Source organism: Ensifer sp. Root954, assembly GCF_001429005.1.
Lineage (GTDB): Bacteria > Pseudomonadota > Alphaproteobacteria > Rhizobiales > Rhizobiaceae > Ensifer > Ensifer adhaerens.
The window spans coordinates 383-23,149 of the sequence record NZ_LMJM01000052.1 but is presented as its reverse complement, the minus strand read 5'-3'; the positions used below and the strand labels follow the sequence as shown (position 1 = coordinate 23,149).

The following is a 22,767-nucleotide window of genomic DNA, read 5'->3' as shown; positions in this document are numbered from 1 at the left end:
ACGTGAGACATACACATGCAGACCGACTACCTGGGCCACATGCCGCACGTGGAAGAAGCGCTCCCCGAAGTGCTGATGCGCATCGTTACCGAATTGCATGACGTCGCCTATCTGATCGAGCGGATCGAGCCGCAACTGGCCGGTGACCACGGCGCCGATGCGCTTGCCAATCCCGACAAGATGATGGTGCTGCAGGGCATTGACCTTGCCGTGCAGAAGACCCGCGGGCTGGCCGAGTTCATCGACACGATTACCGCATCGATCCCGGACGCCTGGATGGTCGACGTCACCACGGCCGTCAATCTGGTAAAGCTTGCCGATATGAAAAAGGCACTTGGCAACGGCATGTTGCGCCACGGCCACTCCCAACCGCTGACGAAGGCGGCCGGTGATTTCGAAGCGTTCTGACGCTGCTAGAGAGCCTCGCAGGACGCGGGTTCAAGAAATATCCATTTAAAATCAATGACTTGCTGTACAGAATTCTGACGCGGCCGCGACTGTGTGCGCAGGTTTGGCTTCGTCCGACGGTCCGTTTCGCCCCAGTGGATAAGTTTTGCGGCGGCACCTCCGCCGCTTCGGTCGGGCGCATCAAGCCAAGTTCGCGCAAGTTTCGTTTCCTACGGTCCGGATCGGGACTGGTGGATTCGCGCGCATTGGAAGTCGATACTCGGCATGTCGATACCCAGAAAACCCGAATGTTGGAACTGCGCAGGGCGCTCGGCCGATGATCGGCCCGTTGACCTTGCGATACTGGGTGCGGAAACAGAATGAGTCTGTTGGATCAACTCTCGACGTTCACGAAGAACCTGAGCAGTCTCGGGCAAGGCAAGCTGATCGCGTTGGCGGCAGCTGGCATTGTCGCGGTCGGCATGGTGCTCGGGGCCGGAATTTACGTCAACAGACCCTCGTTCGAGACGCTCTATGTCGGGCTCGAACGCAGCGATGTCACTCAGATCAGCATCGCGCTGGCCGAGGCCAACATCGACTTCAATGTCGGGGCTGACGGCGCCAGTCTGCAGGTTCCCGTTGGCATGACCAGCAAGGCGCGCCTGCTGCTCGCCGAGCGTGGCCTGCCGAGCAGCGCCAATGCCGGTTATGAACTCTTCGACAATGTCGGCTCGCTCGGCCTCACCTCCTTCATGCAGGAAGTGACCCGCGTGCGTGCCCTCGAAGGCGAAATCGGCCGCACCATCCAGCAGATTTCCGGTATCGCCGCCGCCCGCGTCCACATCGTGATGCCGGAGCGCGGCAGCTTCCGCAAGGCAGACCAGAACCCCACCGCCTCGGTCATGATTCGCGCCAGCGCCACGGTCGGCCGCAGCGCCGCCGCTTCGATCCGTCATCTCGTCGCCTCGTCCGTACCGGGGCTCGACGTCGATGACGTGACCGTGCTCGATTCGACCGGGCAGCTTCTCGCATCGGGCGACGATCCAGCCAACAGCGCCCTCAACCAGTCGCTCGGCGTCGTCCAGAACGTCCAGACCGAGCTTGAGAAGAAAATCGACAACGCGCTCGCTCCGTTCCTCGGCATGGACAACTTCCGTTCGAGCGTCACGGCACGTCTGAACACCGACACGCAGCAGATCCAGGAAACGGTGTTCGATCCCGAATCGCGGGTCGAACGCTCTACCCGCGTGACCAAGGAAGAGCAGAAGTCCAGCCAACAGCAACCGGACAATGCAGCGACGGTGCAGCAGAACATTCCTCAGGCCGCCCCGAAGGGCGGTGCCGGCCCGCAGTCGAGCGACCAGGCCGAGAAGAAGGAAGAGCAGACCAACTACGAGATCAACAGCAAGACGATCGCCACCGTCAAGAACAGCTATACGGTCGAGCGGCTCTCCGTTGCCGTTGTCGTCAACCGCGGCCGCCTGGCAGCGATGGTCGGCGAACCGGCCGATCAGGCCAAGATCGACGCCTATCTCGCTGACATGCAGAAGATCGTCGCTTCGGCTGCCGGCCTCGATACCAACCGCGGCGACGTCGTGACCCTGACCGCCATGGACTTCGTCGAGACGCAGCTGCTCGACCAGGCGGTTGCCGGTCCGGGTGTGATGGAGACGCTCACTCGCAATCTCGGCGGTATCATCAACGCGCTCGCCTTCATCGTCGTCGCCTTCCTGGTGGTCTGGATGGGCATGCGGCCCCTGGCACGCCAGCTCGGTCTCGGTGGCGGTGCCGGTCAGATCCAGGGCGAAGCAGCCGGCCTCGAACTGCCCGACTTCTCTCCGGCCAATGCCGGAGCCGGTGGCGCGCTCATGGACGGTTTCGGCTCGGACTTCGGCTTCGACAGCACCGACGACCTGCTCAGCATGGGCGACGACAGCGGCGGCTTCAACCGCCGCGTCAAGGAAGGGCCGGAACGGCGCCTGGCCCGCATGGTCGAGATCAGCGAAGAGCGCGCGGCGAAGATCCTGCGCAAGTGGGCTCTCGACAAGGCGGCCTGACACTCAGAAAACAGCTTTGGAATTTCTTGCAAATCCCGCCCTCGTGGCGGGATTTTTCTTGTCCCCGCTGCCTGAGATCGCGCTTGCGGTGGATTTCGATGTTCGGAGCAAATATTGCGGGAGTCCGGCCGCCGGTTTTCATCTGCCTTCAAAATTGCTTCAAGTTTCGAAGGGAGCTCGCGTGAGTCCCGGTGGAATCCCGGATGGTAATATTTTAACGATATCTTAATTTATAGATTCCGCGCGCCCGCATGACGTGCATTGTGCTGTGTCATCTACTATGGTGGATTCGAGCAATACAGAGTTCAATCGAAATATATCTTTGTTATAGCCGAAATTAATTCTATGGCTTTCACAATTTATATATCGATAAAATGAGCGATGTCTGAAAATAGGCTGGTGCATTTGAGCAACAGCTATGAAAACAAAGTATAATATCGCGCGAATTCGAAATTCTCTGTACGCTAAGAACCGTCCTTTTTTGGGATGAAATTCCGGTATTTTCCACTTGCAACGCTGCATCGGATCCCGCCTGAGGCGCGGAAATTGCGGATTTTCAGAAGAAAAATCTCTGCTTTTCAATGTGTTGCGATGCCGCGCTGGTTCTGGCAGTGGCGCAGGGGCGTTGGCAGGGGTGACTGATCGCGAATCGCGACATGCCAGCGGCACGAAGTAAATAGCCAGAAGAGGGCGATGTTTTTTTTCTCGCGCCGATGTACATTTTTAGCAGTTGATTCGTGTCCTGATCTGCGACTGGTGGTGATATTCGGCTTCGGCCGGCTGTTGGCGGCGGCAGCGCAAATGCAGTTCCGGGATGTGGATCCGGCACAGGGGCTGAACTCATGGACATTTCGCAAGCAGACATTGCTGTCTGGCCTTTGCCGACGGCACCGACACGCGCACGCGGCGGCGGGTTTTCGCGCGAGCAGCTTTTGCGACGACTGGGCGAAGTCGCCGGGCGCGGTGCTCTCGGAAGCGGCCTTTCGGCGCTGACGGAATATGTCGGCGCAAGCCATTATCTGTTGGCGCGCTATGATCTGTCACAGGACAGCGGTCTCGACCACGTGGTCTGCTCGGACTGGCCTTTCGACGTCGTCCGGCGGCTTTCGGGTGTGATCACCGCGCTTCATGCCAAGACCACCGAACTGGAAAAGTGCCTCGCAGTGTTGCAGCCGTGTTTTCATGCGCTGCCAGACAATACCGAGCTTCCGCGCGGCATCAGCCGCGAATATTGCGCGATCACCTTCAATGTCGGGCGCCTGCGTTTCTCCCTGATGCTCCTGGTCCCGGAAGACGTGATCCTGTCGCAGGAGAGCCTGCGTGACGTGACGCTGCTGGCGGGCTATCTGGCAAGCTTCACCACGCGCGCCGAAGTCCGCCATGACCGCGATTTCGAGCTTACGGAGCGCGAACTCGAGTGCCTGTTCTGGATTGCCGAAGGCAAGACGAGCGAAGAGATCGCAGTGATCCTCGGCATTTCGCGCAACACCATCAACAACTACATCACCAGCGTCATGCGCAAGACTGCGACCAGGACGCGGTCGGAAGCGATTGCCTACGCGGTGCGCAACAATCTTGTGTAAGGGACGGGCGCGATGACGCATTTTCTCGGCGGCGGGCGGATCGAGGACGAGCAGAAGCTCGCGAGGAACGGCAACCGCGCCGCGCGAGCGGCCACCTTGGTCACGCGCCTGCAAGCCATGCAGCGTCAGATCAACGCCAAGCACTTTGCAGTCCTGCGGCTCAACGGCAAGGGAACCGGCAGCGCCCGAAAGCTCACCTGCGTCCTCGACAACTGGGGCGTCGCTGCCGAAGCGAACGCCCATGATCTCGTCAATGCCTATGGCGAAGAACTCGTCGCTCATCTCGACCAGTCGCTGCTGCCGGTCCTTTGGGACGGCGCCGGCGAGCACCAGGCGGCAGAGCTTTCCGAGCTGGCGCCTTTCGCGCATCGCCTGAAGGGCCGCAAGCTTCCCTATTCCGGCATCGCCTTTCCCGTCAGGCTCGGCGCCCAGGGCAACGGCTATGTCGTCTTCGCAGGCAGCTACGTCGATGCCTCCACGGAGCAGGTGGTCGATCTGCACGGCCGCAGCTGCATGATCATGACCGATCTGCTGGCGGCCGACGAGAAGCGTGTCGCACCGGCGGAAACCTTGAGCGACCGCGAGATCGCCTGCCTGCAGATGGCGGGCGACGGTCACATCAGCGAAGAGATCGCCGAACGCATGGGACTTTCGGTCCACACGGTCAACGCCTATCTGGGCGCGGCGACGACGAAGCTCGATTCGGTCAACCGCATCCAGGCGATCGCCAAGGCAATCCGCCTCGGCTACATCAGCTGACTCTGAACTAGACGGATCGCTCCGGCCTTTTGAGCAGCGGCGCCGACGGAATTTAACCTGCCAGCGTCAATCGCACGTCCGCACGAGACCCGTCCGAGCGGTGCTTTCAGCTCGCCAGCGGCAACTCATAGGACTTGATGAATTTCGCCTCTGCCAGGCTCCGAGCCAGGAAGGCCGTGTTCTCGTCCGGGTCGGACGAGGGGTTCTGGAAATTGATGTGGCTGATCTCGATCCCGGCCGTCTCGTTGCCGAGCGACAGGCGGACATAGATGGTCACGCCGCGGGGTTTCAGTTCGAGGTCGAGCACGATTTCCGGCTCGCTGTCCCAATCCAGATTGTAGTTGCCGCCGAGGCCGAAATTGACCGTGCCGGGCAGAAAATAGAGCTCCGCTGCCGATTCGACGAGGTCAGCGAGGCTGGCATAGGACTCGAACCGTAATAGCGCGATGAAATCGGCGGCGTCGATGAGACGCAGTTCGGTCGCCACGGGGCGAATTGCTTCAGCTACGATCTGTTCCCGCTTCTCGGAGAATTCGCACTTTTTCATCGGAGTTATGTCATCCGTTTTGGTTGCGACGCATGCACCCGGTGAATGAGCTCGGCAACAGCCTTGTAAAACACCGGTGGAATCACACTATCGACCGAGACTTGTGCAAACATGGAGCGTGCAAGCGGCGGATCTTCGAAGACCGGAACACCGTTTTTCTCTGCAATTTCACGGATTTTGAGGGCAACCAGGTCCTGGCCCATTGCGACGACCACGGGGGCGTCGCTCTCCTCGCGGACATAACGCAAGGCGACGGCATAGTGGGTCGGGTTGGCGATGACGAGCGTGGCGCGCGGCACAGACGAGATCATGCGCTTGCGCGCCCGGTCGCGCTGCATCGAGCGCAGGCGCGATTTGACGATCGGGTCGCCCTGCGCCTGTTTCATTTCCTCCTTCACTTCCTGCTTGGTCATCATCAGTTCGGTGTACCAATGGTGCCGCGACCAGAAGAGGTCGGCGATCGCCAGCACTGCGGTCGACAGCAGAATGACGATCATGATCTCGTTGAGGTCGCTCGCCATCGTCGAGAACATCGTGACCGGATCGGAAAACATCAGGTCGAGCGTGGCGAAATAGTCGTTCCAGAGCACCAGAACGACGACGACTGACACGATGATGATCTTGAACAGCGACTTGCCGAATTCGACCAGGCCCTGGATGCCGAAGATCCGCTTGAGCCCGGCCATCGGCGAAACCCGATTGAGCTTTGGCTGGATGCGGTCGAGAACCGGCACGGGCAGGTTCTGGAAGATGGAGGCGCCGACGCCGAAGACGATGAGCAGGACGAAAGCCGGGACAACCAGGGCTGTCGATTTCCAGATAAGATGGGTGATCAGTGCCACGACGTCGGTGGCGTTTTCCAGCCGCCAGGCCTCCGGTTGCTCGAAGATATCCTTGAGCGCTTCGGTGAGGGTGGCGACGCCGTCGGTCAGGAAGAAGACGAAGAAAATGTAGATCGCGAGCGTCGATGCGAACATCGTGGCTTCACGAGAAAAGGGCACGTTACCCTTTTCGGCGGCGTCGGAGATCTTCTTCTCTGACGGGGCTTCTGTTTTGCTGTCTTTATCCTGATCGTCCGACATGAGACAGGACGGCTCCCGGTTCCTCTACAGCGACGCGCGTCCGGCGGACATACGCCCTGCATTGCGCCTCCTGTAGTGGACCGAGCGCGGGAACCAGGCAAGAGTTGAGCCCCGGCATTCGCCGGGGCTCAACAGAAATTACCCTTTGGGGAGCGGTAGCCCGGCCGCTTTGTGCGGCTCGTCAGACGGAGGCAGGCCTCAGGCCGCCTGCACGTCCTTTTCCTTGAGCTCGAGCTGTCCGTTCGCAGCCAACCTGATGGCTTCCTGCGTGATCGAGCGGCGTGCGATGGCGATATCGCGCGGATTGATGCCGGCATCGCCCATGGCGAGATCGGACTCGATCATGCGGCGCTGGCGCGCGCCGATCGAGGCGAGTACCGATTCGCGCAGTTCCGACGTCGAGCCGCGCAGCGCCATCGTGATGATGTCGGTCGACACGTCGTTGAAGAGCTGAACGCGGCTGCGCTGTGGCATGTAGAGCACGTCGTCGAAGAGGAAGATCTTCGGGCGTACCTTGTTGGCGGAGGCGGTGCTGAGCGATTCGAGCGAGGCGAGCAGCGTATCGACCTGCGGCTTGTCGAGTTCGTTCATCACCTCGGCGATCTTGGCCGGGCCCGCCGAATTGCGTTCCGCTTCCATCTCGCCGATCATTTCCATGACGCGGTTTTCGATGATCGCAGCGGCCTTCGGGTTGACGTCCTTCATGTTGACGGCGCGCTTCAGGATGTCCGGGCGCTGTTCTTCCGACAGCTGCAGCAGCACCTTGGCGCCGAAGCTGGAAGGCATCATCGACAGCACGTAAGCGATTGTCTGCGCATGTTCCTTGGCAAGCTGGACGGAAACGGCAACCGGGTCGCACTCCTGGAGGCGATCCCAGATGTTGGCTTCGTAGGACTGGAAGGTGGCGCGTCGGCCGAGCAGGCCATCGACTTCGTCCGGCGTCAGGCCTTCTTCGAGAATGCTCTCGATCGCCTTGGCGTTGTCCATGAGGCCGGCACCCTCGGTGAAGAGGTCTTCGAACTCGTTGACGAGCGCTTCGAGCTCATGCGGCGGAATGGCGCGCAGCGACTGCGCCGAGGCGATGATCGACTGCAGCTCGCTCTGGGTGAAGAACTTCAACAGCTTGCTGGCGACGCCCTTGCCCATGGCAAGCAGAACGGCCGCCGCCTTGTCCGTCTGGCTGAGCGGCCTTGATAGCGCCTGAGCCTCGAAACTTTCGAAATCCATCATGGATTCATCCTTCGCCCAATCATTGGGCCCTACGACTTCTTATTGCCCTTGATCTCGATGAGTTTGACGCCGAAGCGGGTATCGTCGCCTTCGAGAACGGTAATTTCGCCACGGCCGATCACGCGACCGTTGACCATGATCTCCACCGGCTCGCCGATGCGGCGATCCAGCGCGATCGTTGCGCCTTCGCTGAGGTTCATGAGGCCCGAAACCTGCATCCGGCTCGAGCCGAGCACGATCTGGACGTCGATCGGAATGTCCATGATCAGGTCGAGATTGGCGTTCATGCCGCTGCCGGGCGGTGTATCGACGGCCACATCAGCGCTGTCGAAGGACGTCGCGGCAAAATCCGTGCCGCCGAAGTCGCTCGTCGCGGCCGCGCCGCCGAGGTCGGCGCCGAAGTCGCTGGAGCCGAAATTGCCGCCGAATGCGTCGAGGCCGCCAGCGGCCGGTGCGCCAAAATCACTGCCGAAATCGGTCGTGCCAAGCGTTTCGGCGCCGAATTCGGAGCCGAAAGCATCAGGCGTGTCGGAATCCTGCTTCAGGACACCGCGCAGGTCATTGATCGCCTGGTCGAGTTCCATGTCTCCGACAGCGACTTCGGCCTGTTCGTTGATGGGTGCTTTTTTGGGTGCCATGTGAGAACTATTCCAGTTGAAGCTTGCCTCAGGCATGCTGCGAGCGCGCGGCAGGCCGATTTAACTCATGATGTGGCGAAGGATGTCCTGTTCGGATCCGTGCGTATCCTTGACCCGAACCGTGTATTTCGATCCGGCGCGCCCGAATTCGCAGACATAGAGGTCGCGGCCATTGGCGTTGACGTCGACGCGAACGTCCTGGGCGTCGAGGAAGGGAATGACGTCGCCCGGTTGCAGGCGGCTGATCGTGTCGAGCGTCAGGCTTTCGAGCCGGATGCGCGCCTCGATCGTCACCGCCGAACGGCGAACCTGTTCTTCCAGCTGCTCCGTCCACTCGGCCTTCGCCTTGCGCTGCTGTCCGCTTCCCTTGGGGAAGACGATCGTTGTCTTCAGAAGCACGCTTTGCGGAACGATGATCGAGAAGGTGGAAAGCACGGGGCCGAAGCCGATCGTCATGTCGATGGCGCCGGCGTGAACGTCCTCGATCATCGGATCGGGCTTGGCGCGCGCCACGCTGTTGAGCGGGCGTTCGACGATCGGCTCGAAACCGCCGGGGGCATTGACGGCGGTCCTGAGCACGTCGGCGATCTTCTCGAACAGCGGCACGGCCACGTCGATCTCGATCTGGGAGAGCGCGCGCGGCTGCGGCTCTTCGATGCCGGCGGGCTCAGCGCCGAGCAGCGCCTCCACCAGAGCGATGATGATCGGGCTGTCGCAGCCGATCTGAAAGTCCGTGCACCAGTTACGCAGCGAAACCTCGCTGATGAGCACGCCGGTGCCCATCGACGCGATCAATTCGCGGCGCATGCCTGTCCGATGGCCGGCATAGCCGATGGTGATGTCGAGACCCGTCTCCGCTCGGCAGATATCCGGCAGGAATTCGCCGAAGACCTGGCCGAGTTCGAGGGCCAATCGGCCGATCACCCGGTCGTCGCCGAGCGCGCCGGTCATGCGCGCCAGAAGTTTACGGTCGAATGCGTGAACGTTGGAGGTCATCAGATCAAGCCGCCTTGCTTTCGCCGCCGCCACCGGGGTTCATCATTTCCTGCTCGACTGCGTCGATCGACGGACGCTCGTAGGCCGAGATGGTCTTGCGGCCATATTCGAGAGCAACCTGCGGAACCGAACCGTTCATGTAGGCAAGCAGCGTCTGCTTGACGATGATGTAGAGGCGGTTCTGCTTTTCGCGCACCGATTTGACGTTGGCGACCAGCGGCGCGACGATCGAATAGGAGAGAAACACGCCGAGCAGGGTGCCGACGAGGGCGGCCGCGATCTTGGCGCCCAGAACTTCCGGCGCCTCGCTGATAGCACCCATCGCCTTGATGACGCCGAGAACGGCTGCGACGATACCGATCGCCGGGAAGGCGTCGCCCATCGTGTTCAGCGCGTGATAGCACTTCATCTTGTCGTGGGTGATGGTCTGGATTTCCTCGTCCATCAGCGCTTCGATCTCGTGCGAACGGGCGTTGCCGATGATGATCAGGCGCACGTAATCGCAGATGAAAGCGGTCAGTTCCTTGTTCTTCAGAACCGTCGGGGCCGACTGGAAGATCGAAGATTCCTCGGGGTTGTCGATGTGGCTTTCGATCTCGTTGCGCGACTTGGTGCGCAGGTCGCGCATCAGCGAATAGAGAACGCCGAGCGTGTCGAGATATTCGCGCTCTTTCGGCACCTTGTGGCGAAAGGCTTCGCCGAGCGCCTTGCCGGTATCCTTCACCACCTTCATGGAGTTGGCCATGATGAAACCGCCGACGCCGGCGCCACCGATGATCAACAGTTCGAAAGGCTGGTTGAGGACTTCCATGTGGCCGCCCATCGCCAGATAGCCGCCGAGGATACAGCCGAACGTCACAAGAAGCCCGATGATGATATTCATTTTCGATACCTGCCGCGATCTTATTTTCCGCTAACGGGATACGGTTTCATCCTTGCGTGAGGCTGGCCGGTCCTGGCGACAAGGCCACCTGGTGGAACAGGTTCGCGCAAGGCTGTCCGGTCAGGATTTGTCAGGGCAGGCTCAGGGGCTGCCTGTCTCATTCCGGCAGGGGCGGAGCGATCGTGACCACGACCTATACGAGCTACAAGCTGATTACGGCCGACTTGACGAAGTCGCTGGCCCGCGTTGCCGAGCAGCCGGATGTGGCGCGTGAGACCGCGTACTATCTGTCGAAGATCGGCGACGTCAAAACGATCGACGACTTCTTTGCCGATACCCGCCTCTACAATTACGCGATGAAGGCGCATGGCCTGGAAGACATGGCCTATGCCAAGGCCTTCATGCGCAAGGTGCTGACCGAAGGCGTCGACAACGAAGATGCCTTTGCCAACAAGCTGACCGACAACCGCTACAAGCAGCTCGTCGAATCGCTGAATTTTGCCGCCCACGGCGCGGCCGCCACATCCTTCGACCGTGCGCAGAAGGGCGTCGCAGAAAAATACACGCGCCAGACCCTGGAACAGGACGCAGGCGAAGAGAATGCCGGCGTCAGGCTCGCCCTTTATTTTTCGCGCATGGCGCCGACGATCAACAGCGGCTACGCCATCATCGCCGACGAGGCGATTGCCCAGGTGGTGCGCACGGCGCTGCAGCTGCCCGACGAATTCGCAGCGACCAATGTCGATCGCCAGGCCGAGACCTATGAACAGGCGCTCGATTTCAAGGACTTCCAGGACCCGACCAAGGTAGCCGAGTTTCTCGACCGGTTCACCGCGCTCTGGGAAACCAAAAATTCAACGGACGGTTATGATCCGCTCGCGGTCTTCGGCTCATCGAGCGGTTACGGCATTTCTTCCGATCTTCTCCTGTCCATCAACAGCTTGAAACTCGGGGGAAACTGAGCGTGCAAACCGGTCTTTACGTCGCGATTTCGTCGCAGATGGCGCTTGAAAAGCGCCTCAATACGCTTGCCGACAACATCGCGAACGCCAACACCGTCGGCTTCCGCGGCACCGAGGTGAAGTTCAACGAGATGCTCGGCGACACCAAGCCGACCAAGGTTGCCTATGTCAACAAGGGCGAGGAGTTCCTGAACACCAGCAACGGTTCGCTGACGCGCACCGGCTCGGCGCTCGACTTCGCCGTCAAGGGCGATGCCTGGTTCCAGATCGAGACGCCCGCCGGCCCGGCGCTCACGCGCGACGGGCGGTTCACGCTGACGGATACCGGCGAACTCGTCACCATTCGCGGCTATCCGGTGCTCGACGCCGGCGGCGCGCCGATCCAGCTCAACGGCAACGGCGGCGACATCACCGTCGGCGCCGATGGTGCGCTTCACCAGAACGGTGTCGCCGTCGCCTCGCTCGGCCTTTACGAGGCCGATTTCAGCAAGGGTTTCATCCGTCTCGACAACAGCGCCGTTCAGCCGGCGGCACAGGTCGAGCCGGTCGTCGACCGTTTCGATGTCGGCGTCATGCAGGGCTTCCTCGAGGAGTCCAACGTCAATGCCATTCAGGAAATGTCGCAGCTGATCATGGTCACCCGCGCCTTCGACAACATCACCGCCCTGCTGCGCGACAGCGAAGGATCGCTCGAAGAAGCGGTCAAGACGCTTGGCGGCAGCCGCTAATCTGTGACGGACATCGGCATGCAAAGCGAAGGCCAGAAAACGAGCACAGGATCGACATCTCTGGCGGCACTTGCCGGCCTGGTCGAACGCTATGCCAAACCCGAATTCTCGATCGCGCCCGGCGGTCACGTCCAGACGATCTCGCCTGGCCACTATACGGTGACTGGCCTGTCGCGGCATGTCCGGCTCGGCGATTTCGTCGCCCACAAGAGCGTCACCGGAACCCATCTCGGCGAGGTCGTTCGGGTCGAGCCGGAGCGGGTGGTCGTCTGCCCGATCGAGCCCGGCGATCCGATCGGCATCCACGACACGGTCATCCGCAAGGGCGCCTTCCGTGTCGCGCCGACCGACCAATGGTGCGGCCGCGCGATCAATGCGCTCGGCGAGCCGATCGATGGTCTCGGACCTCTCCAGCAGGGCGACCTGCGCCGCTCGATCACCAATACCGCGCCGCCGTCGATGACGCGCAAGCGAGTCGAAAAGGGCTTCCTGACCGGCGTGCGCGCGATCGACATTTTTTCGCCGCTCTGCCTTGGCCAGCGTCTCGGCATCTTTGCCGGTTCGGGCGTCGGTAAGTCGACGCTGCTCTCCATGCTGGCGCGCGCCGATGCCTTCGACAAGGTGGTGATCGCGCTGGTCGGCGAACGTGGCCGTGAAGTGCGCGAATTCATCGAGGATACGCTGGGCGATAATCTGGCGAAGTCCGTCGCGGTTGTCGCGACCAGCGACGAAAGCCCGATGCTGCGCAAGATGGCGCCGCTGACCGCCGTCACCATCGCCGAGCATTATCGTGACAACGGCGACAATGTTCTTCTGATCGTCGACAGCGTCACCCGCTTCGCCCACGCGATTCGCGAGGTCGCAACCGCGTCCGGCGAGCCGCCGATCGCGCGCGGCTATCCGGCCTCGGTCTTCACCGAACTGCCGCGCCTTCTGGAGCGCGCCGGCCCCGGCACCGAAGGCGCCGGCACGATCACGGCGATCATCTCCATCCTCGTCGACGGCGACAACCACAACGATCCCGTCGCCGACTCGACGCGCGGTATCCTCGATGGGCACATCGTGCTCGAGCGCAGTCTTGCGGAGGAGGGGCGGTATCCGCCGATCAATCCGCTCGCCTCTATCTCGCGCCTGGCGCGCAAGGCCTGGACCCCCGACCAGGAGAAGCTGGTCTCACGCCTGAAGGCGCTGATCCACCGCTTCGAAGAGACCCGCGACCTTCGCCTGATCGGCGGCTATCGCCCGGGTGGCGATCCGGATCTCGACATGGCGATCAAGCAGGTGCCGGTCATCTACGAGGTACTGACGCAGACCGCCGGTGAGCGCCCGGCACAGGATGCCTTTTCCGATCTCGCCAACGCGCTGAAGGCGGCGGCGATGGGCAATCAGCCGGGTGCGAGAGCGAGGTGATGACCATGACCGATTATGATGCGGACGAGATGGTGCATCAGCGCAAGCGCAGCCGCATGCCGATGACCGACAAGTTCCTGGCCGCGACCGGCGTGGCGCTTGCCGCTTTCGCGACCTTCTTTCCCTGGTATGCATTCTTCCACCAGGACAAGTTCACCATGCCGCCTTTGTGGCAGGGCTCGACCCGTGATCTGCCGGAACGCGCCGCGCGCAACGTCGTCTCGGTTTCTCCGCTCGCCATGCCCGACGCGGACGGCGACACCGTGGCCGCCATCGACCAGTTGACGACGGCGACCGTGCCGGGCATCGGCGCTGGTCCGGGACCGGAAGGTCCGGCTGCCGAAGAGGGGCTGTCGCAGCCCTTTCCCGGCAAGTCCGGCTTCAAGCTGATGCATGTCGCCAACGGCCGGGCGCTGATCGAGGATGCGAGCGGCATATATATCGTGCGCATCGGCTCTGTTCTGCCCGACAACACGCGTCTTGCCACGCTCGAGCAGCGGGACGGCCATTGGGTGATGATCACCTCGTCCGGCGAAATGTACCAGGCCAACTGACGTAGACCCGCATTCCTTGCCCGTGATCGCCGCGCCATCTCTGACGGATGACGCGGCTTTCCGTCTTTTGCAGGCGATCTCCGACAGCAGAGGCCCCGATCCCTTGGGCATCGCTTTCCGACGAAAGTCCCACGCAAGATTACCGGCCTAGGTTCGCATCACCAAGCATGGAGCTTTTGATGCAACCGATTCAGCTTTTCGAACTCGCGTCCCGGCAGGCCCAGTGGCTGACCGTTCGCCAGAACGTGGTGGCCGGCAACATCGCCAATGCGAACACGCCGCACTACAAGGCCAAGGACGTCAAGCCGTTCGAAAGCGTGCTGCAGGACGCCGGCATCCAGATGGCGGCGACCAACAAGATGCACTTCACGGACGGCCTCGCAGCCTCTCAGGTGGCTGAAGTCGGCATGGTCGACGGTGTGCAGATCCAGCAATCCGGCAACAGCGTCGCGATCGAGCAGGAAATGATGAAGACCGGCGAAATCAAGCGCGACTACGAGCTCTCCGCCGGCCTTGTGAAGGCCTTTCACCGAATGATGCTAATGGCGGTACGGAAGTAAGAACCATGGATCCATTGACCTCGGCCCTCAAGGTATCGGCCTCCGGCCTGCAGGCGGAATCGACCCGCCTGCGCATCGTCTCCGAAAACATCGCCAACGCCCGCTCCACCGGCGATACGCCGGGCGCGGATCCCTATCGCCGCAAGACCATCAGCTTTGCTGCCGAAGTGGACCGCGCAAGCGGCGCCTCGCTGGTCGAGATCGAGCGGCAGGGCACGGACGATTCGGATTTCAACATCGAGTTCGATCCGGGCAATCCGGCCGCCAACGAAAAGGGCATGGTCAAGCTGCCGAACGTCAACATCCTGGTGGAGATGGCGGATATGCGCGAAGCCAACCGCGCCTATGAGGCGAACCTCCAGACCATCAAGCAGTCGCGCGACCTGATTTCCCAGACAATCGACCTGTTGAGAGCCTCGCAATAATGATCGATGCAGTTAAATCCCTCGGCGCCTTCTCGGTCACCAAAGAGACCGACGGCACCCACTCCACGTCATCCTCGTCGTCGATCTTCGGCATGCCGGCCGCCACCCAGGGCGTGCCGCAGGGCCAGAGCTTCGCTTCGGTTCTCGGCGACATGGCGAGCGACGCCATCGGCGCCATGAAGAAGGCCGAAGGCATGTCACTCGACGGCATTCGCGGCCAGGCAAACACCCGTGAGGTCGTCGATGCGGTGATGAGCGCCGAACAGTCGCTGCAGACCGCGATCGCGATCCGCGACAAGGTGGTCACCGCCTACCTCGAAATCGCGCGCATGCAGATCTGAAGGAACAAGACATGAAGGCCCTTTCCATTGCCGCCACTGGCATGAACGCCCAGCAGCTGAACCTCGAAGTCATCGCGAACAACATCGCGAACATCAACACGACGGGTTACAAGCGCGCGCGCGCCGAGTTCTCCGATCTGCTTTATCAAACCGAACGCGCCCAGGGCGTGCCGAACCGCTCCAACCAGGCGATCGTTCCGGAAGGCGCGATCATCGGTCTCGGCGTGCAGACGGCGGCCGTACGCAACCTTCACATTCAGGGCAGCATGGTTTCGACCGGCAACGAGTACGACCTGGCGCTGATCGGTCGTGGCTGGTTCCAGGTCGAAACGCCCGATGGCGAGACGGTCTATACCCGTGCCGGCGCCTTCAACAAGAATGCGCAAGGCCAGCTCGTGACGATCGACGGCTACACCGTTGTTCCGGGCATCACCGTTCCGCAGGACGCGACCGACATCGTCTTCACGAGCTCCGGCCAGGTGATGGTGCGCATCGGCAACGACCCCGCCATGCAGGAAATCGGCCAGCTGACGATCGCCAACTTCGTCAACGAGGCGGGCCTCGAGCCGCAGGGCGAAAACCTCTTCAAGCAGACGCCGGCCTCCGGCGACGCGATCGTCGGTACGCCTGCCGATCCGGGCTTCGCGCAGATCAAGCAGAAGTATCTCGAAGCGTCCAACGTCGATCCGGTCAAGGAAATCACCGACCTGATCTCTGCGCAGCGCGCCTACGAGATGAACTCCAAGATCATTCAGGCCGCCGATGAAATGGCGGCCACGGTGAGCAAGAACCTCAGGTAACGAAAGAGGGGGCAAACATGACGTTTCGCCGATCCGCAGACATCAAGGCTTCGAAGGCCGGCCGCGCCAGCGCGCGGCGGCTGGTGGCTGGCGCGCTCTTCGCCGCCGCTTTCCTGTTGCCTTCGGCAGGTTATGCGGAACGGCTGACGGCGGTGATCCCCACGCAGACCATCTACCCGGGCGAAACCGTCGATGCGAGCCGCGTCGAAGTCGTCGACGTCACCAACCCTGATCTCGCCGACGGCTACATCAGAACCCTGGGCGAGATCGACGGCAAGGTCACCAAGCGCACGCTTCTTCCCGGCCGGGTGATCCTCGCGAGCGCGCTTCGCGAGCAATATGCCGTCGAGCGCGGTTCGACCGTGCGCCTCGTCTTCAGCAATGGCGGCCTGACCATCAGCGCTGCCGGATCGCCGCTCCAGGACGCCGCCGTCGGCGAACTGATCCGGGCGCGCAACATCGATACCGGCGTCATCGTTTCCGGAACGGTGATGGCCGACGGCACTGTCCATGTGGTGGCGAAATGAAAATGCTTGCATGCAAATGGTTCCTGTCGCTGGCTGTCGCGTTCTCCATGGCGCTGACGCCCGCCTTCGGCGCATCCAGGATCAAGGACGTCGCCTCGCTTCAGGCGGGCCGTGACAACCAGCTTATCGGATACGGCCTCGTCGTCGGCCTGCAGGGCACGGGCGACAGCCTGCGCTCGTCGCCGTTCACCGACCAGTCGATCCGCGCGATGCTGCAAAATCTCGGCATCTCCACCCAGGGCGGCGAGTCCCGGACGCGCAACGTCGCGGCCGTACTGGTGACGGCGAACCTGCCGCCTTTCGCCAGCCCCGGCAGCCGCGTCGACGTGACCGTCGGCTCGCTCGGCGACAGCACGTCGCTGCGCGGCGGCACGCTGGTCATGACCTCGCTTTCGGGTGCGGACGGCCAGATCTATGCGGTCGCGCAAGGCTCCGTCGTCGTCACCGGCTTCAACGCGCAGGGCGACGCCGCAACCCTCAACCAGGGTGTCACGACGTCCGGTCGCGTGCCGAACGGCGCCATCATCGAGCGCGAGCTGCCGTCGAAGTTCAAGGACGGCTTCAACCTCGTGCTGCAGCTGCGCAATCCTGATTTCTCGACCGCCGTCGGCATGGCCGCAGCGATCAACAAATACGCGGCCCAACAATATGGCGGTCGGATTGCGGAAGCGCGCGACAGCCAGGCCGTTCTCGTCGAAAAGCCGAAGATGGCGGACCTCGCGCGGCTGATGGCCGACATCGAAAACATCGTCATCGAGACCGACGTGCCTGCGCGCGTCGTCATCAACGAACGCACCGGCACGATCGTCATCGGCCAGGATGTCCGGGTCAACGAGGTGGCGGTCAGCTACGGAACATTGACCGTGGAAGTCAGCGAGACGCCGACAGTGGTGCAGCCGCTGCCCTTCTCGCGCGGGCAGACGGCGATGGAACCGAACACGACGATCAACGCGCAGTCCGACGGCGGCACGGTGGCGATCCTCAACGGTTCGAGCCTTCGCTCGCTCGTCGCCGGCCTCAACAACATCGGCGTCAAGCCGGACGGCATCATCGCCATCCTGCAGAGCATCAAGACGGCCGGTGCCCTCCAGGCGGAGCTCGTGCTGCAATGATCGCAAACGACAATCATTCTCTCGGCCGGACCCGCAGGCTGCTGCTCGCCGCGGCGGCTGTCGCGTCCATGCTTTCGATGCCGGGCGCATTCGCCCAGGACGTCACGGCGCCGCCCGCAAGCGACGCGACCCAGAACGAGATCCAGCAGTTCTGCACCAACATCGCCGACGCCGCTCGCGACCAGCGGTATGTGCTGCAGCGCAAGGATCTCGAAACGCTGCAGGCAAGCATCGACGAGCGCATCGCCACGCTCGAAAAGCGCCGCGAGGAATACGAAGACTGGCTGAACCGCCGCAACGATTTCCTGAAACAGGCGGAACTCAACCTCGTCGGCATCTACAAGACGATGAAGCCGGACGCAGCCGCCGGCAAGCTTGAGATGGTGAGGCCCGAGATTGCCGCCGCCATCGTCATGCAGCTGCCACCGCGCCAGTCATCGCTGATCCTGAGCGAAATGAGCGATGAGAAGGCGGCGATCCTTACCAACATCATCTCGAGCGCCAGCGACCCGAACACCTCGAAGGAACCATCATGAAAACGCGTCTAACGGCTATACTGACCGGGGCCGCCCTCCTTGCGGGATGTCAGAACCAAGCGCTCAACGAAATCGGCCGCGCGCCGTCGATGAGCCCGATCGGCAGCGGTCTGCAATATTCACAGACGCCGCAGCTCGCCATGTATCCGAAGCAGCCGCGCCAGATGGTGAATGGCTATTCGTTGTGGAACGACCAGCAGGCCGCGCTCTTCAAGGACGCGCGCGCGATCAATGTCGGCGATATCCTGACGGTCGACATCAAGATCAACGAAGGCGCAACCTTCGACAACAAGACGGACCGTAGCCGCAAGAACTCGAGTGGCTTCAACGTCGGCGCCAGCGGAAAGTCTCAGACGAGCGATTTCGGCTGGTCCGGCGACCTGAAATACGGCTCGAATACCAAGACCGAAGGTGACGGCACGACGGAGCGTTCGGAAAAGCTGCGGGTGCTCGTTGCCGCCGTTGTCACCGGCGTTCTCGAAAACGGCAACCTGTTGATCAGCGGTTCGCAGGAAGTGCGCGTCAACCACGAGCTGCGCATCCTGAACGTCGCCGGTATCGTCCGGCCGCGGGACGTCGATGCCGACAACGTCATCTCCTACGACCGCATCGCCGAGGCGCGCATCTCCTATGGCGGCCGTGGTCGCCTGACTGAAGTGCAGCAGCCGCCCTACGGCCAGCAGTTCATGGATCTATTTTCGCCGATCTGATCGGCAGGGAACGGCAAGATGGAAGAACTCGATTCCAACGCTCCGAAGCCGCCGTCGAAGGTGCTGACCATCGCGGCCATCGCCGTGCTGACGCTGCTTGCCGGCGGCGGCGGCTGGCTGGTCGGCGGCCTGCTCGCACCACCGCCTCCGAAGGAGCAGGTGGAAGCGACCAAGGAGCCGGCCGCCAATGCGACCGGCGAAGAAGGCTTGCCGAAGGTAGCGACCGAAGCGAACGGCGTCGTCCAGCTCGACCCGATCACCACCAACCTTGCCTATCCCTCTGAAAACTGGATCCGCCTGGAAGTGGCGCTGCAGTTCGACGGCGTGCCTGACCCCAAACTCGCCGAGCAGATCCACCAGGATATCGCCGCCTACCTGAAAACCGTTTCCCTGCAACAAATCCAGGGACCACGCGGCTTTCAATATCTCCGGGATGACATCCAGGAGCGGGTTGACCTGCGCTCCGATGGGCGCGTAACCAATGTGATGTTCAGAACCTTCGTCATCCAATGATTCGATAAATGGTCCGGCTAGTCGCCTTTATAGTTGCCATGATGGCGATGTCCGGTATTGCCGGCGCCCAGAGCTTCCCCTCTGATATCCTGAATACGCCTATCGATGGCTCTGCCGCCTCGTGGATCATCCGCACCTTCGGTCTTCTGACCGTGCTGTCGGTGGCCCCCGGCATCCTGATCATGGTCACCAGCTTTCCGCGCTTCGTGATCGCCTTTGCGATCCTGCGCACCGGCATGGGCCTGGCGACCACGCCATCCAACATGATCATGGTTTCGCTGGCGCTGTTCATGACCTTCTATGTCATGGGGCCGACCTTCGATCGCGCCTGGCGGGACGGCATCGACCCGCTGATGAAGAACCAGATCACCGAGGCGGAGGCGATCCCCCGGATCACCGAGCCTTTCCGCGACTTCATGCTCGCCAACACGCGCGACAAGGACCTGCAGCTCTTCATCGACATCGCCAAGGAAAAGGGCCAGACGGTCGTCGTCGACGACAAGGTCGATCTGCGCGCGGTCGTGCCGGCCTTCATGATCTCGGAAATTCGCCGCGGCTTCGAAATCGGCTTCCTGATCATGCTGCCGTTCCTGGTGATCGATCTGATCGTCGCTACCATCACCATGGCCATGGGTATGATGATGCTGCCGCCGACGGCAATCTCGCTGCCGTTCAAGATTCTCTTCTTCGTCTTGATTGACGGCTGGAACCTCCTCGTCGGCAGTCTGGTGCGCTCCTTCAGTTAGAGCTGTCGCACGGAGAGTGCGCGGCGCGCTGGCGACGGCGACAAATCAAAAGCTCAAAGAGAAGACGCGCATCCCGAAAACCGCGATGCGCTTGCCCTCGGCGCATGGCGCTCCGGATCATCCGCGCCATCGGGCTTTGCGATCCTCGAAACGGGACAACAAAAAAGGCAGCGCCGTGGCGCTGCCTTTTGTCTTTCAGGGATGATCGCCGTTCAGCGTTCGAACGACCCGATGCGCGGCGGCAATGCCGGAACGTCGATGTGATCAGGTGCCAGTCCGCGCTTGGCGCGGTCGGCCATCATTTCGTAGCCCGTTTCCAGGTGCTGGCAGAAACGCTCCGCATCGAATAGCGGCATCCGGAACCGGTTCTCGTCCAGCCTCTTTCGATAGTCGGCGATCTTGTCACGGTTGTTGTAGAGCGCGACAGCTTCCTTGACGTAGTCCTCCGGCCCCGTGGCCACGAGTTCCGGCACGCCGATGGCGTTCAGCAGGCTCTCGCTCACGCGTGAAGCGAAGTTCGTGCCCTTGAAGGACAGCACCGGCAGGCCTGCCCAGAGCTGTTCGGATGTGGTCGTGTGGCCGTTATAGGGATAGGTGTCGAGGCCGAGATCGGCGAGCGGAACGCGGTCGACGTGGTTCTGGTAGGCGAACTTGCCGCAGATGACGATGCGCTTGGTATCGATGCCGGCGCTTTTGAACTTGGCCAGCAGATTTGTGCGTGCATCCGCCCTGTCGCACAGCACCCACAGCAGGCTTCCGGGCGTCTGGCGAAGGATGTCGATCCAGAGATTGACCGTCTGAAGCGAAATCTTGCGATTTGCGTTGAAGGAGGCAAATACGAATGCATCCTCGGGAAGGCCGACATCCTTGCGCGACATCGCCCGGGGCCGGGCGCGCTCGTAGGGATCGTTGGGCTGGTAGGTCTCCGGCAGGCGGCAGTATTTTTCATAATAATGCGCCTTGCTGCTATCCGGAAGCACACAAGGGTCGCCGATGATGTAGTCGAGATCGACGTTGACGGTGGTCCCAGGGAAGCCCAGCCAGCCCACCTGCACGGGAGCTGCAGCCCGGTTGAAGATGGAGACTCGGCTTTCGAGCGTATGCCCCTTCAGGTCGACGAGAATGTCGATATTTTCCTGGCGAATGACATGCGCAGCCTCGTCGTCGGTGAGGTGGCCGATCTCGACGATCCTGCCCCATCTTGCGCGTATGTCCTGGTCGCGCGCCGCAAGCGCGCTCTTGGTATGGCAGAAGAGGGTGACGTCGAAGCGCGTCTTGTCGTGCGCCATCAACACCGCCTTCAGCAGCTTCATCGTCGCATGGTCGTCCCAGAAGTCGGCGGAAACATAACCGATGCGAATGCGCTCGCCCCAGCGGTGCGGCGCGGCGCGGCGTACTTCCGTCAGGCTGCTCGGGAACGGGTTGAGCTGTGCGCCGGCGACCCGGTTGAAGCTTTCGTCGCCACACCAGGTCGCGTGATAGTAGGGCGCTTCAGCTGCAAGAATTTCGGTCTGCCCGGCTTTCAGTGCCCGTTGGATGTCGCGTTCGTGCTTCTCGACCTCGGCATAGTCGTTGGCCTCACGCGCATAGACGAGATGGGCCGACCGCAGCGTGGTGTTCTTCGGGTTGTTGCGGAAGAGATTGGCGAGCGCGTCACGATCTTGCAGGTCGTTGATTTCGGCGGTCAACAGCTTGAAGGCAAGCGCATTGTGCAGACGGTTGGTGCTCAGGGTCAGCGGCGCCTTGAAAAGCCCCAGGATTTCCTTTTCGCCGCGCTTGAGGAAGATCGAGGCGATGATGAAGGCGATCTCGGCGTCCGTCTTGGCCTTCTCCAGAAGCGGCAGTCCGATGCTCAGTGCCTCGTCCTCCTGCCCGTTCGCGAAGTAGAGTTTCATGGCGTCGGTGAGGTAATCTTCCGCCCGCGAGCCGCCGGCTTCACCGGCGAGCTGGTAGGCACGGGCCGCCTCAGCCTTGAAACCGAGTTTCACGAGGACCTTCGCCAGAAGCACATAGGTCTTGGTGTCGCGGTTGATCTCCATCAGCACATTCAGCTGGTTGAGCGCGTCCGTGTACTGCCCCTTCTGGTATTGCCGGGAGGCGGTCGAAAAGATGGCTTGGGCGTTCACTAAGAGCTCCGTCGAAGAGGCGCGGCGACCGGCGCCGGCTTGCTAGTCCTTGTTCGAAGCCGAGTTTACCCGGGGGAGCTTGCCTCAGGCAGGAGCGAACCACCGTCCGACACATCTTTGCTGGCGGCAGCGGGGCTGTGATCTCTGCATCCGCGGCAGCATTAAAGTCTTGTTAAGTATAAGTTATCTCGGCCCAAGCTGCCTTGGGCATTTAATCAATTCGCAAGCTTTGCACGCGATAGTCCCTTTCACATGACGGGTTTGGTTTCTTCCGAGATAGTTGGAACCGAGTGGCATGAAGCCGATCCGCCATCACCGGGAAGTCCGGTATGTCCCCTAAATCGTCTAAAGTAATCAAGGGACACTCTAATGACGAGCATCATCACCAATTCTTCCGCCATGGGCGCACTCGCCACCCTGCGTTCGATCAACTCCTCGATGGAAACCACCCAGGAGCGTATTTCGTCGGGTCTGCGCGTCGGCACCGCGGCTGACAACGCTGCTTACTGGTCGATCGCGACCACCATGCGTTCGGACAACAAGGCCCTCTCGGCT

25 protein-coding genes and 1 pseudogene are annotated in these 22,767 nt (G+C 61.7%); 19 read left to right on the top strand and 7 right to left on the bottom strand.

Features of this window, described 5'->3' with window-relative positions; translation table 11 throughout:
- Positions 1-15 precede the first annotated feature (15 nt).
- From cheT to visR, 4 genes are all read left to right on the top strand, one after another.
- A complete protein-coding gene (gene cheT / locus ASE71_RS30760) occupies positions 16-408 on the top strand; it encodes a chemotaxis protein CheT (protein ID WP_034796935.1) in 393 nt (130 codons plus the stop codon).
- A gap of 359 nt (positions 409-767) precedes the next feature.
- Complete coding sequence (gene fliF / locus ASE71_RS30755; protein ID WP_034796933.1) at positions 768-2,444, top strand: flagellar basal-body MS-ring/collar protein FliF; 1,677 nt, start codon at positions 768-770, stop codon at positions 2,442-2,444.
- A gap of 842 nt (positions 2,445-3,286) precedes the next feature.
- Entirely contained in the window at positions 3,287-4,027 is a 741-nt protein-coding gene (gene visN / locus ASE71_RS30750) for a transcriptional regulator VisN (protein WP_034796931.1), read from the top strand.
- A gap of 12 nt (positions 4,028-4,039) precedes the next feature.
- Positions 4,040-4,786, top strand: a complete 747-nt coding sequence (gene visR, locus ASE71_RS30745; RefSeq protein ID WP_060522253.1) for a transcriptional regulator VisR — start codon at positions 4,040-4,042, stop codon at positions 4,784-4,786.
- 106 nt (positions 4,787-4,892) lie between these two features.
- On the opposite strand, the gene ASE71_RS30740 is transcribed toward visR, so the two are convergent.
- The 6 genes from ASE71_RS30740 to motA form a co-directional block, all read right to left on the bottom strand.
- Entirely contained in the window at positions 4,893-5,333 is a 441-nt protein-coding gene (locus ASE71_RS30740) for a hypothetical protein (protein ID WP_043613045.1), read from the bottom strand.
- Positions 5,334-5,338: 5 nt separating this feature from the next.
- Positions 5,339-6,415 (bottom strand): flagellar biosynthesis protein FlhB, encoded by a 1,077-nt coding sequence (gene flhB / locus ASE71_RS30735; protein ID WP_034796927.1) that lies wholly within the window; start codon positions 6,413-6,415, stop codon positions 5,339-5,341.
- Between the two features lie 198 nt (positions 6,416-6,613).
- Complete coding sequence (gene fliG, locus ASE71_RS30730) at positions 6,614-7,645, bottom strand: flagellar motor switch protein FliG (protein WP_034796925.1); 1,032 nt, start codon at positions 7,643-7,645, stop codon at positions 6,614-6,616.
- A 29-nt stretch (positions 7,646-7,674) separates the two neighbouring features.
- A complete protein-coding gene (fliN, locus tag ASE71_RS30725; protein ID WP_060522252.1) occupies positions 7,675-8,283 on the bottom strand; it encodes a flagellar motor switch protein FliN in 609 nt (202 codons plus the stop codon).
- Between the two features lie 60 nt (positions 8,284-8,343).
- A complete protein-coding gene (locus tag ASE71_RS30720) occupies positions 8,344-9,279 on the bottom strand; it encodes a FliM/FliN family flagellar motor switch protein (protein ID WP_034797578.1) in 936 nt (311 codons plus the stop codon).
- 4 nt (positions 9,280-9,283) lie between these two features.
- Complete coding sequence (gene motA / locus ASE71_RS30715) at positions 9,284-10,162, bottom strand: flagellar motor stator protein MotA (protein WP_034796921.1); 879 nt, start codon at positions 10,160-10,162, stop codon at positions 9,284-9,286.
- A gap of 182 nt (positions 10,163-10,344) precedes the next feature.
- On the opposite strand from motA, the gene ASE71_RS30710 reads away from it, so the two are divergent.
- The 14 genes from ASE71_RS30710 (at position 10,345) to fliP (ending at position 20,086) form a co-directional block, all read left to right on the top strand.
- The gene (locus ASE71_RS30710; protein WP_034796919.1) at positions 10,345-11,124 is read left to right on the top strand and encodes a DUF1217 domain-containing protein; all 780 of its coding nucleotides are present in this window, start codon (positions 10,345-10,347) and stop codon (positions 11,122-11,124) included.
- A gap of 2 nt (positions 11,125-11,126) precedes the next feature.
- A complete protein-coding gene (gene flgF / locus ASE71_RS30705; RefSeq protein WP_034796916.1) occupies positions 11,127-11,852 on the top strand; it encodes a flagellar basal-body rod protein FlgF in 726 nt (241 codons plus the stop codon).
- An 18-nt stretch (positions 11,853-11,870) separates the two neighbouring features.
- Positions 11,871-13,262, top strand: coding sequence for a flagellar protein export ATPase FliI (gene fliI, locus ASE71_RS30700; protein WP_060522361.1), 1,392 nt, complete (start codon positions 11,871-11,873; stop codon positions 13,260-13,262).
- Positions 13,262-13,816 (top strand): hypothetical protein, encoded by a 555-nt coding sequence (locus tag ASE71_RS30695; protein WP_060522251.1) that lies wholly within the window; start codon positions 13,262-13,264, stop codon positions 13,814-13,816. The genes fliI and ASE71_RS30695 overlap by 1 nt, the downstream gene beginning before the upstream one ends.
- 179 nt (positions 13,817-13,995) lie before the next feature.
- On the top strand, positions 13,996-14,376 hold the full coding sequence (flgB, locus tag ASE71_RS30690) for a flagellar basal body rod protein FlgB (protein ID WP_034797574.1): 381 nt from the start codon (positions 13,996-13,998) through the stop codon (positions 14,374-14,376).
- A gap of 5 nt (positions 14,377-14,381) precedes the next feature.
- On the top strand, positions 14,382-14,801 hold the full coding sequence (gene flgC, locus ASE71_RS30685) for a flagellar basal body rod protein FlgC (protein ID WP_034796910.1): 420 nt from the start codon (positions 14,382-14,384) through the stop codon (positions 14,799-14,801).
- Complete coding sequence (locus ASE71_RS30680; RefSeq protein WP_034796908.1) at positions 14,801-15,142, top strand: flagellar hook-basal body complex protein FliE; 342 nt, start codon at positions 14,801-14,803, stop codon at positions 15,140-15,142. Before flgC ends, ASE71_RS30680 begins: the two co-directional genes overlap by 1 nt.
- A gap of 11 nt (positions 15,143-15,153) precedes the next feature.
- Complete coding sequence (gene flgG, locus ASE71_RS30675) at positions 15,154-15,942, top strand: flagellar basal-body rod protein FlgG (protein WP_034796905.1); 789 nt, start codon at positions 15,154-15,156, stop codon at positions 15,940-15,942.
- Positions 15,943-15,959: 17 nt separating this feature from the next.
- Positions 15,960-16,469 (top strand): flagellar basal body P-ring formation chaperone FlgA, encoded by a 510-nt coding sequence (gene flgA, locus ASE71_RS30670; RefSeq protein WP_051659364.1) that lies wholly within the window; start codon positions 15,960-15,962, stop codon positions 16,467-16,469.
- Complete coding sequence (locus ASE71_RS30665; RefSeq protein ID WP_043613025.1) at positions 16,466-17,581, top strand: flagellar basal body P-ring protein FlgI; 1,116 nt, start codon at positions 16,466-16,468, stop codon at positions 17,579-17,581. Before flgA ends, ASE71_RS30665 begins: the two co-directional genes overlap by 4 nt.
- Entirely contained in the window at positions 17,578-18,117 is a 540-nt protein-coding gene (locus ASE71_RS30660) for a MotE family protein (RefSeq protein ID WP_034796899.1), read from the top strand. The genes ASE71_RS30665 and ASE71_RS30660 overlap by 4 nt, the downstream gene beginning before the upstream one ends.
- Positions 18,114-18,827: a flagellar basal body L-ring protein FlgH gene (gene flgH / locus ASE71_RS30655; RefSeq protein ID WP_034796898.1), complete on the top strand. Its 714-nt coding sequence runs from the start codon at positions 18,114-18,116 to the stop codon at positions 18,825-18,827. The genes ASE71_RS30660 and flgH overlap by 4 nt, the downstream gene beginning before the upstream one ends.
- 18 nt (positions 18,828-18,845) lie before the next feature.
- Positions 18,846-19,340 carry a flagellar basal body-associated FliL family protein gene (locus ASE71_RS30650; protein WP_060522250.1) on the top strand — a complete coding sequence of 165 codons (495 nt, stop codon included), beginning with the start codon at positions 18,846-18,848 and terminating at the stop codon, positions 19,338-19,340.
- An 8-nt stretch (positions 19,341-19,348) separates the two neighbouring features.
- Entirely contained in the window at positions 19,349-20,086 is a 738-nt protein-coding gene (gene fliP, locus ASE71_RS30645) for a flagellar type III secretion system pore protein FliP (RefSeq protein ID WP_034796894.1), read from the top strand.
- A 212-nt stretch (positions 20,087-20,298) separates the two neighbouring features.
- Here the strand turns inward: fliP and ASE71_RS30640 are convergent, their stop codons facing one another.
- Positions 20,299-22,212 carry a glycosyltransferase family 41 protein gene (locus ASE71_RS30640; RefSeq protein WP_060522248.1) on the bottom strand — a complete coding sequence of 638 codons (1,914 nt, stop codon included), beginning with the start codon at positions 22,210-22,212 and terminating at the stop codon, positions 20,299-20,301.
- Between the two features lie 369 nt (positions 22,213-22,581).
- Between ASE71_RS30640 and ASE71_RS30635 the strand changes: the two are divergent.
- A pseudogene (locus ASE71_RS30635) lies at positions 22,582-22,767 on the top strand (flagellin); the annotation flags it as partial.

Bases quoted from the DNA above. Each gene is read 5' to 3' on its own strand.
- cheT (WP_034796935.1), top strand. From the start codon at position 16: ATGCAGACCGACTACCTGGGCCACATGCCGCACGTGGAAGAAGCGCTC.
- fliF (WP_034796933.1), top strand. From the start codon at position 768: ATGAGTCTGTTGGATCAACTCTCGACGTTCACGAAGAACCTGAGCAGT.
- visN (WP_034796931.1), top strand. From the start codon at position 3,287: ATGGACATTTCGCAAGCAGACATTGCTGTCTGGCCTTTGCCGACGGCA.
- visR (WP_060522253.1), top strand. From the start codon at position 4,040: ATGACGCATTTTCTCGGCGGCGGGCGGATCGAGGACGAGCAGAAGCTC.
- ASE71_RS30740 (WP_043613045.1), bottom strand. From the start codon at position 5,333: ATGAAAAAGTGCGAATTCTCCGAGAAGCGGGAACAGATCGTAGCTGAA.
- flhB (WP_034796927.1), bottom strand. From the start codon at position 6,415: ATGTCGGACGATCAGGATAAAGACAGCAAAACAGAAGCCCCGTCAGAG.
- fliG (WP_034796925.1), bottom strand. From the start codon at position 7,645: ATGATGGATTTCGAAAGTTTCGAGGCTCAGGCGCTATCAAGGCCGCTC.
- fliN (WP_060522252.1), bottom strand. From the start codon at position 8,283: ATGGCACCCAAAAAAGCACCCATCAACGAACAGGCCGAAGTCGCTGTC.
- ASE71_RS30720 (WP_034797578.1), bottom strand. From the start codon at position 9,279: ATGACCTCCAACGTTCACGCATTCGACCGTAAACTTCTGGCGCGCATG.
- motA (WP_034796921.1), bottom strand. From the start codon at position 10,162: ATGAATATCATCATCGGGCTTCTTGTGACGTTCGGCTGTATCCTCGGC.
- fliI (WP_060522361.1), top strand. From the start codon at position 11,871: ATGCAAAGCGAAGGCCAGAAAACGAGCACAGGATCGACATCTCTGGCG.
- ASE71_RS30695 (WP_060522251.1), top strand. From the start codon at position 13,262: ATGACCATGACCGATTATGATGCGGACGAGATGGTGCATCAGCGCAAG.
- flgB (WP_034797574.1), top strand. From the start codon at position 13,996: ATGCAACCGATTCAGCTTTTCGAACTCGCGTCCCGGCAGGCCCAGTGG.
- flgC (WP_034796910.1), top strand. From the start codon at position 14,382: ATGGATCCATTGACCTCGGCCCTCAAGGTATCGGCCTCCGGCCTGCAG.
- ASE71_RS30680 (WP_034796908.1), top strand. From the start codon at position 14,801: ATGATCGATGCAGTTAAATCCCTCGGCGCCTTCTCGGTCACCAAAGAG.
- flgG (WP_034796905.1), top strand. From the start codon at position 15,154: ATGAAGGCCCTTTCCATTGCCGCCACTGGCATGAACGCCCAGCAGCTG.
- flgA (WP_051659364.1), top strand. From the start codon at position 15,960: ATGACGTTTCGCCGATCCGCAGACATCAAGGCTTCGAAGGCCGGCCGC.
- ASE71_RS30665 (WP_043613025.1), top strand. From the start codon at position 16,466: ATGAAAATGCTTGCATGCAAATGGTTCCTGTCGCTGGCTGTCGCGTTC.
- ASE71_RS30660 (WP_034796899.1), top strand. From the start codon at position 17,578: ATGATCGCAAACGACAATCATTCTCTCGGCCGGACCCGCAGGCTGCTG.
- flgH (WP_034796898.1), top strand. From the start codon at position 18,114: ATGAAAACGCGTCTAACGGCTATACTGACCGGGGCCGCCCTCCTTGCG.
- ASE71_RS30650 (WP_060522250.1), top strand. From the start codon at position 18,846: ATGGAAGAACTCGATTCCAACGCTCCGAAGCCGCCGTCGAAGGTGCTG.
- fliP (WP_034796894.1), top strand. From the start codon at position 19,349: ATGGTCCGGCTAGTCGCCTTTATAGTTGCCATGATGGCGATGTCCGGT.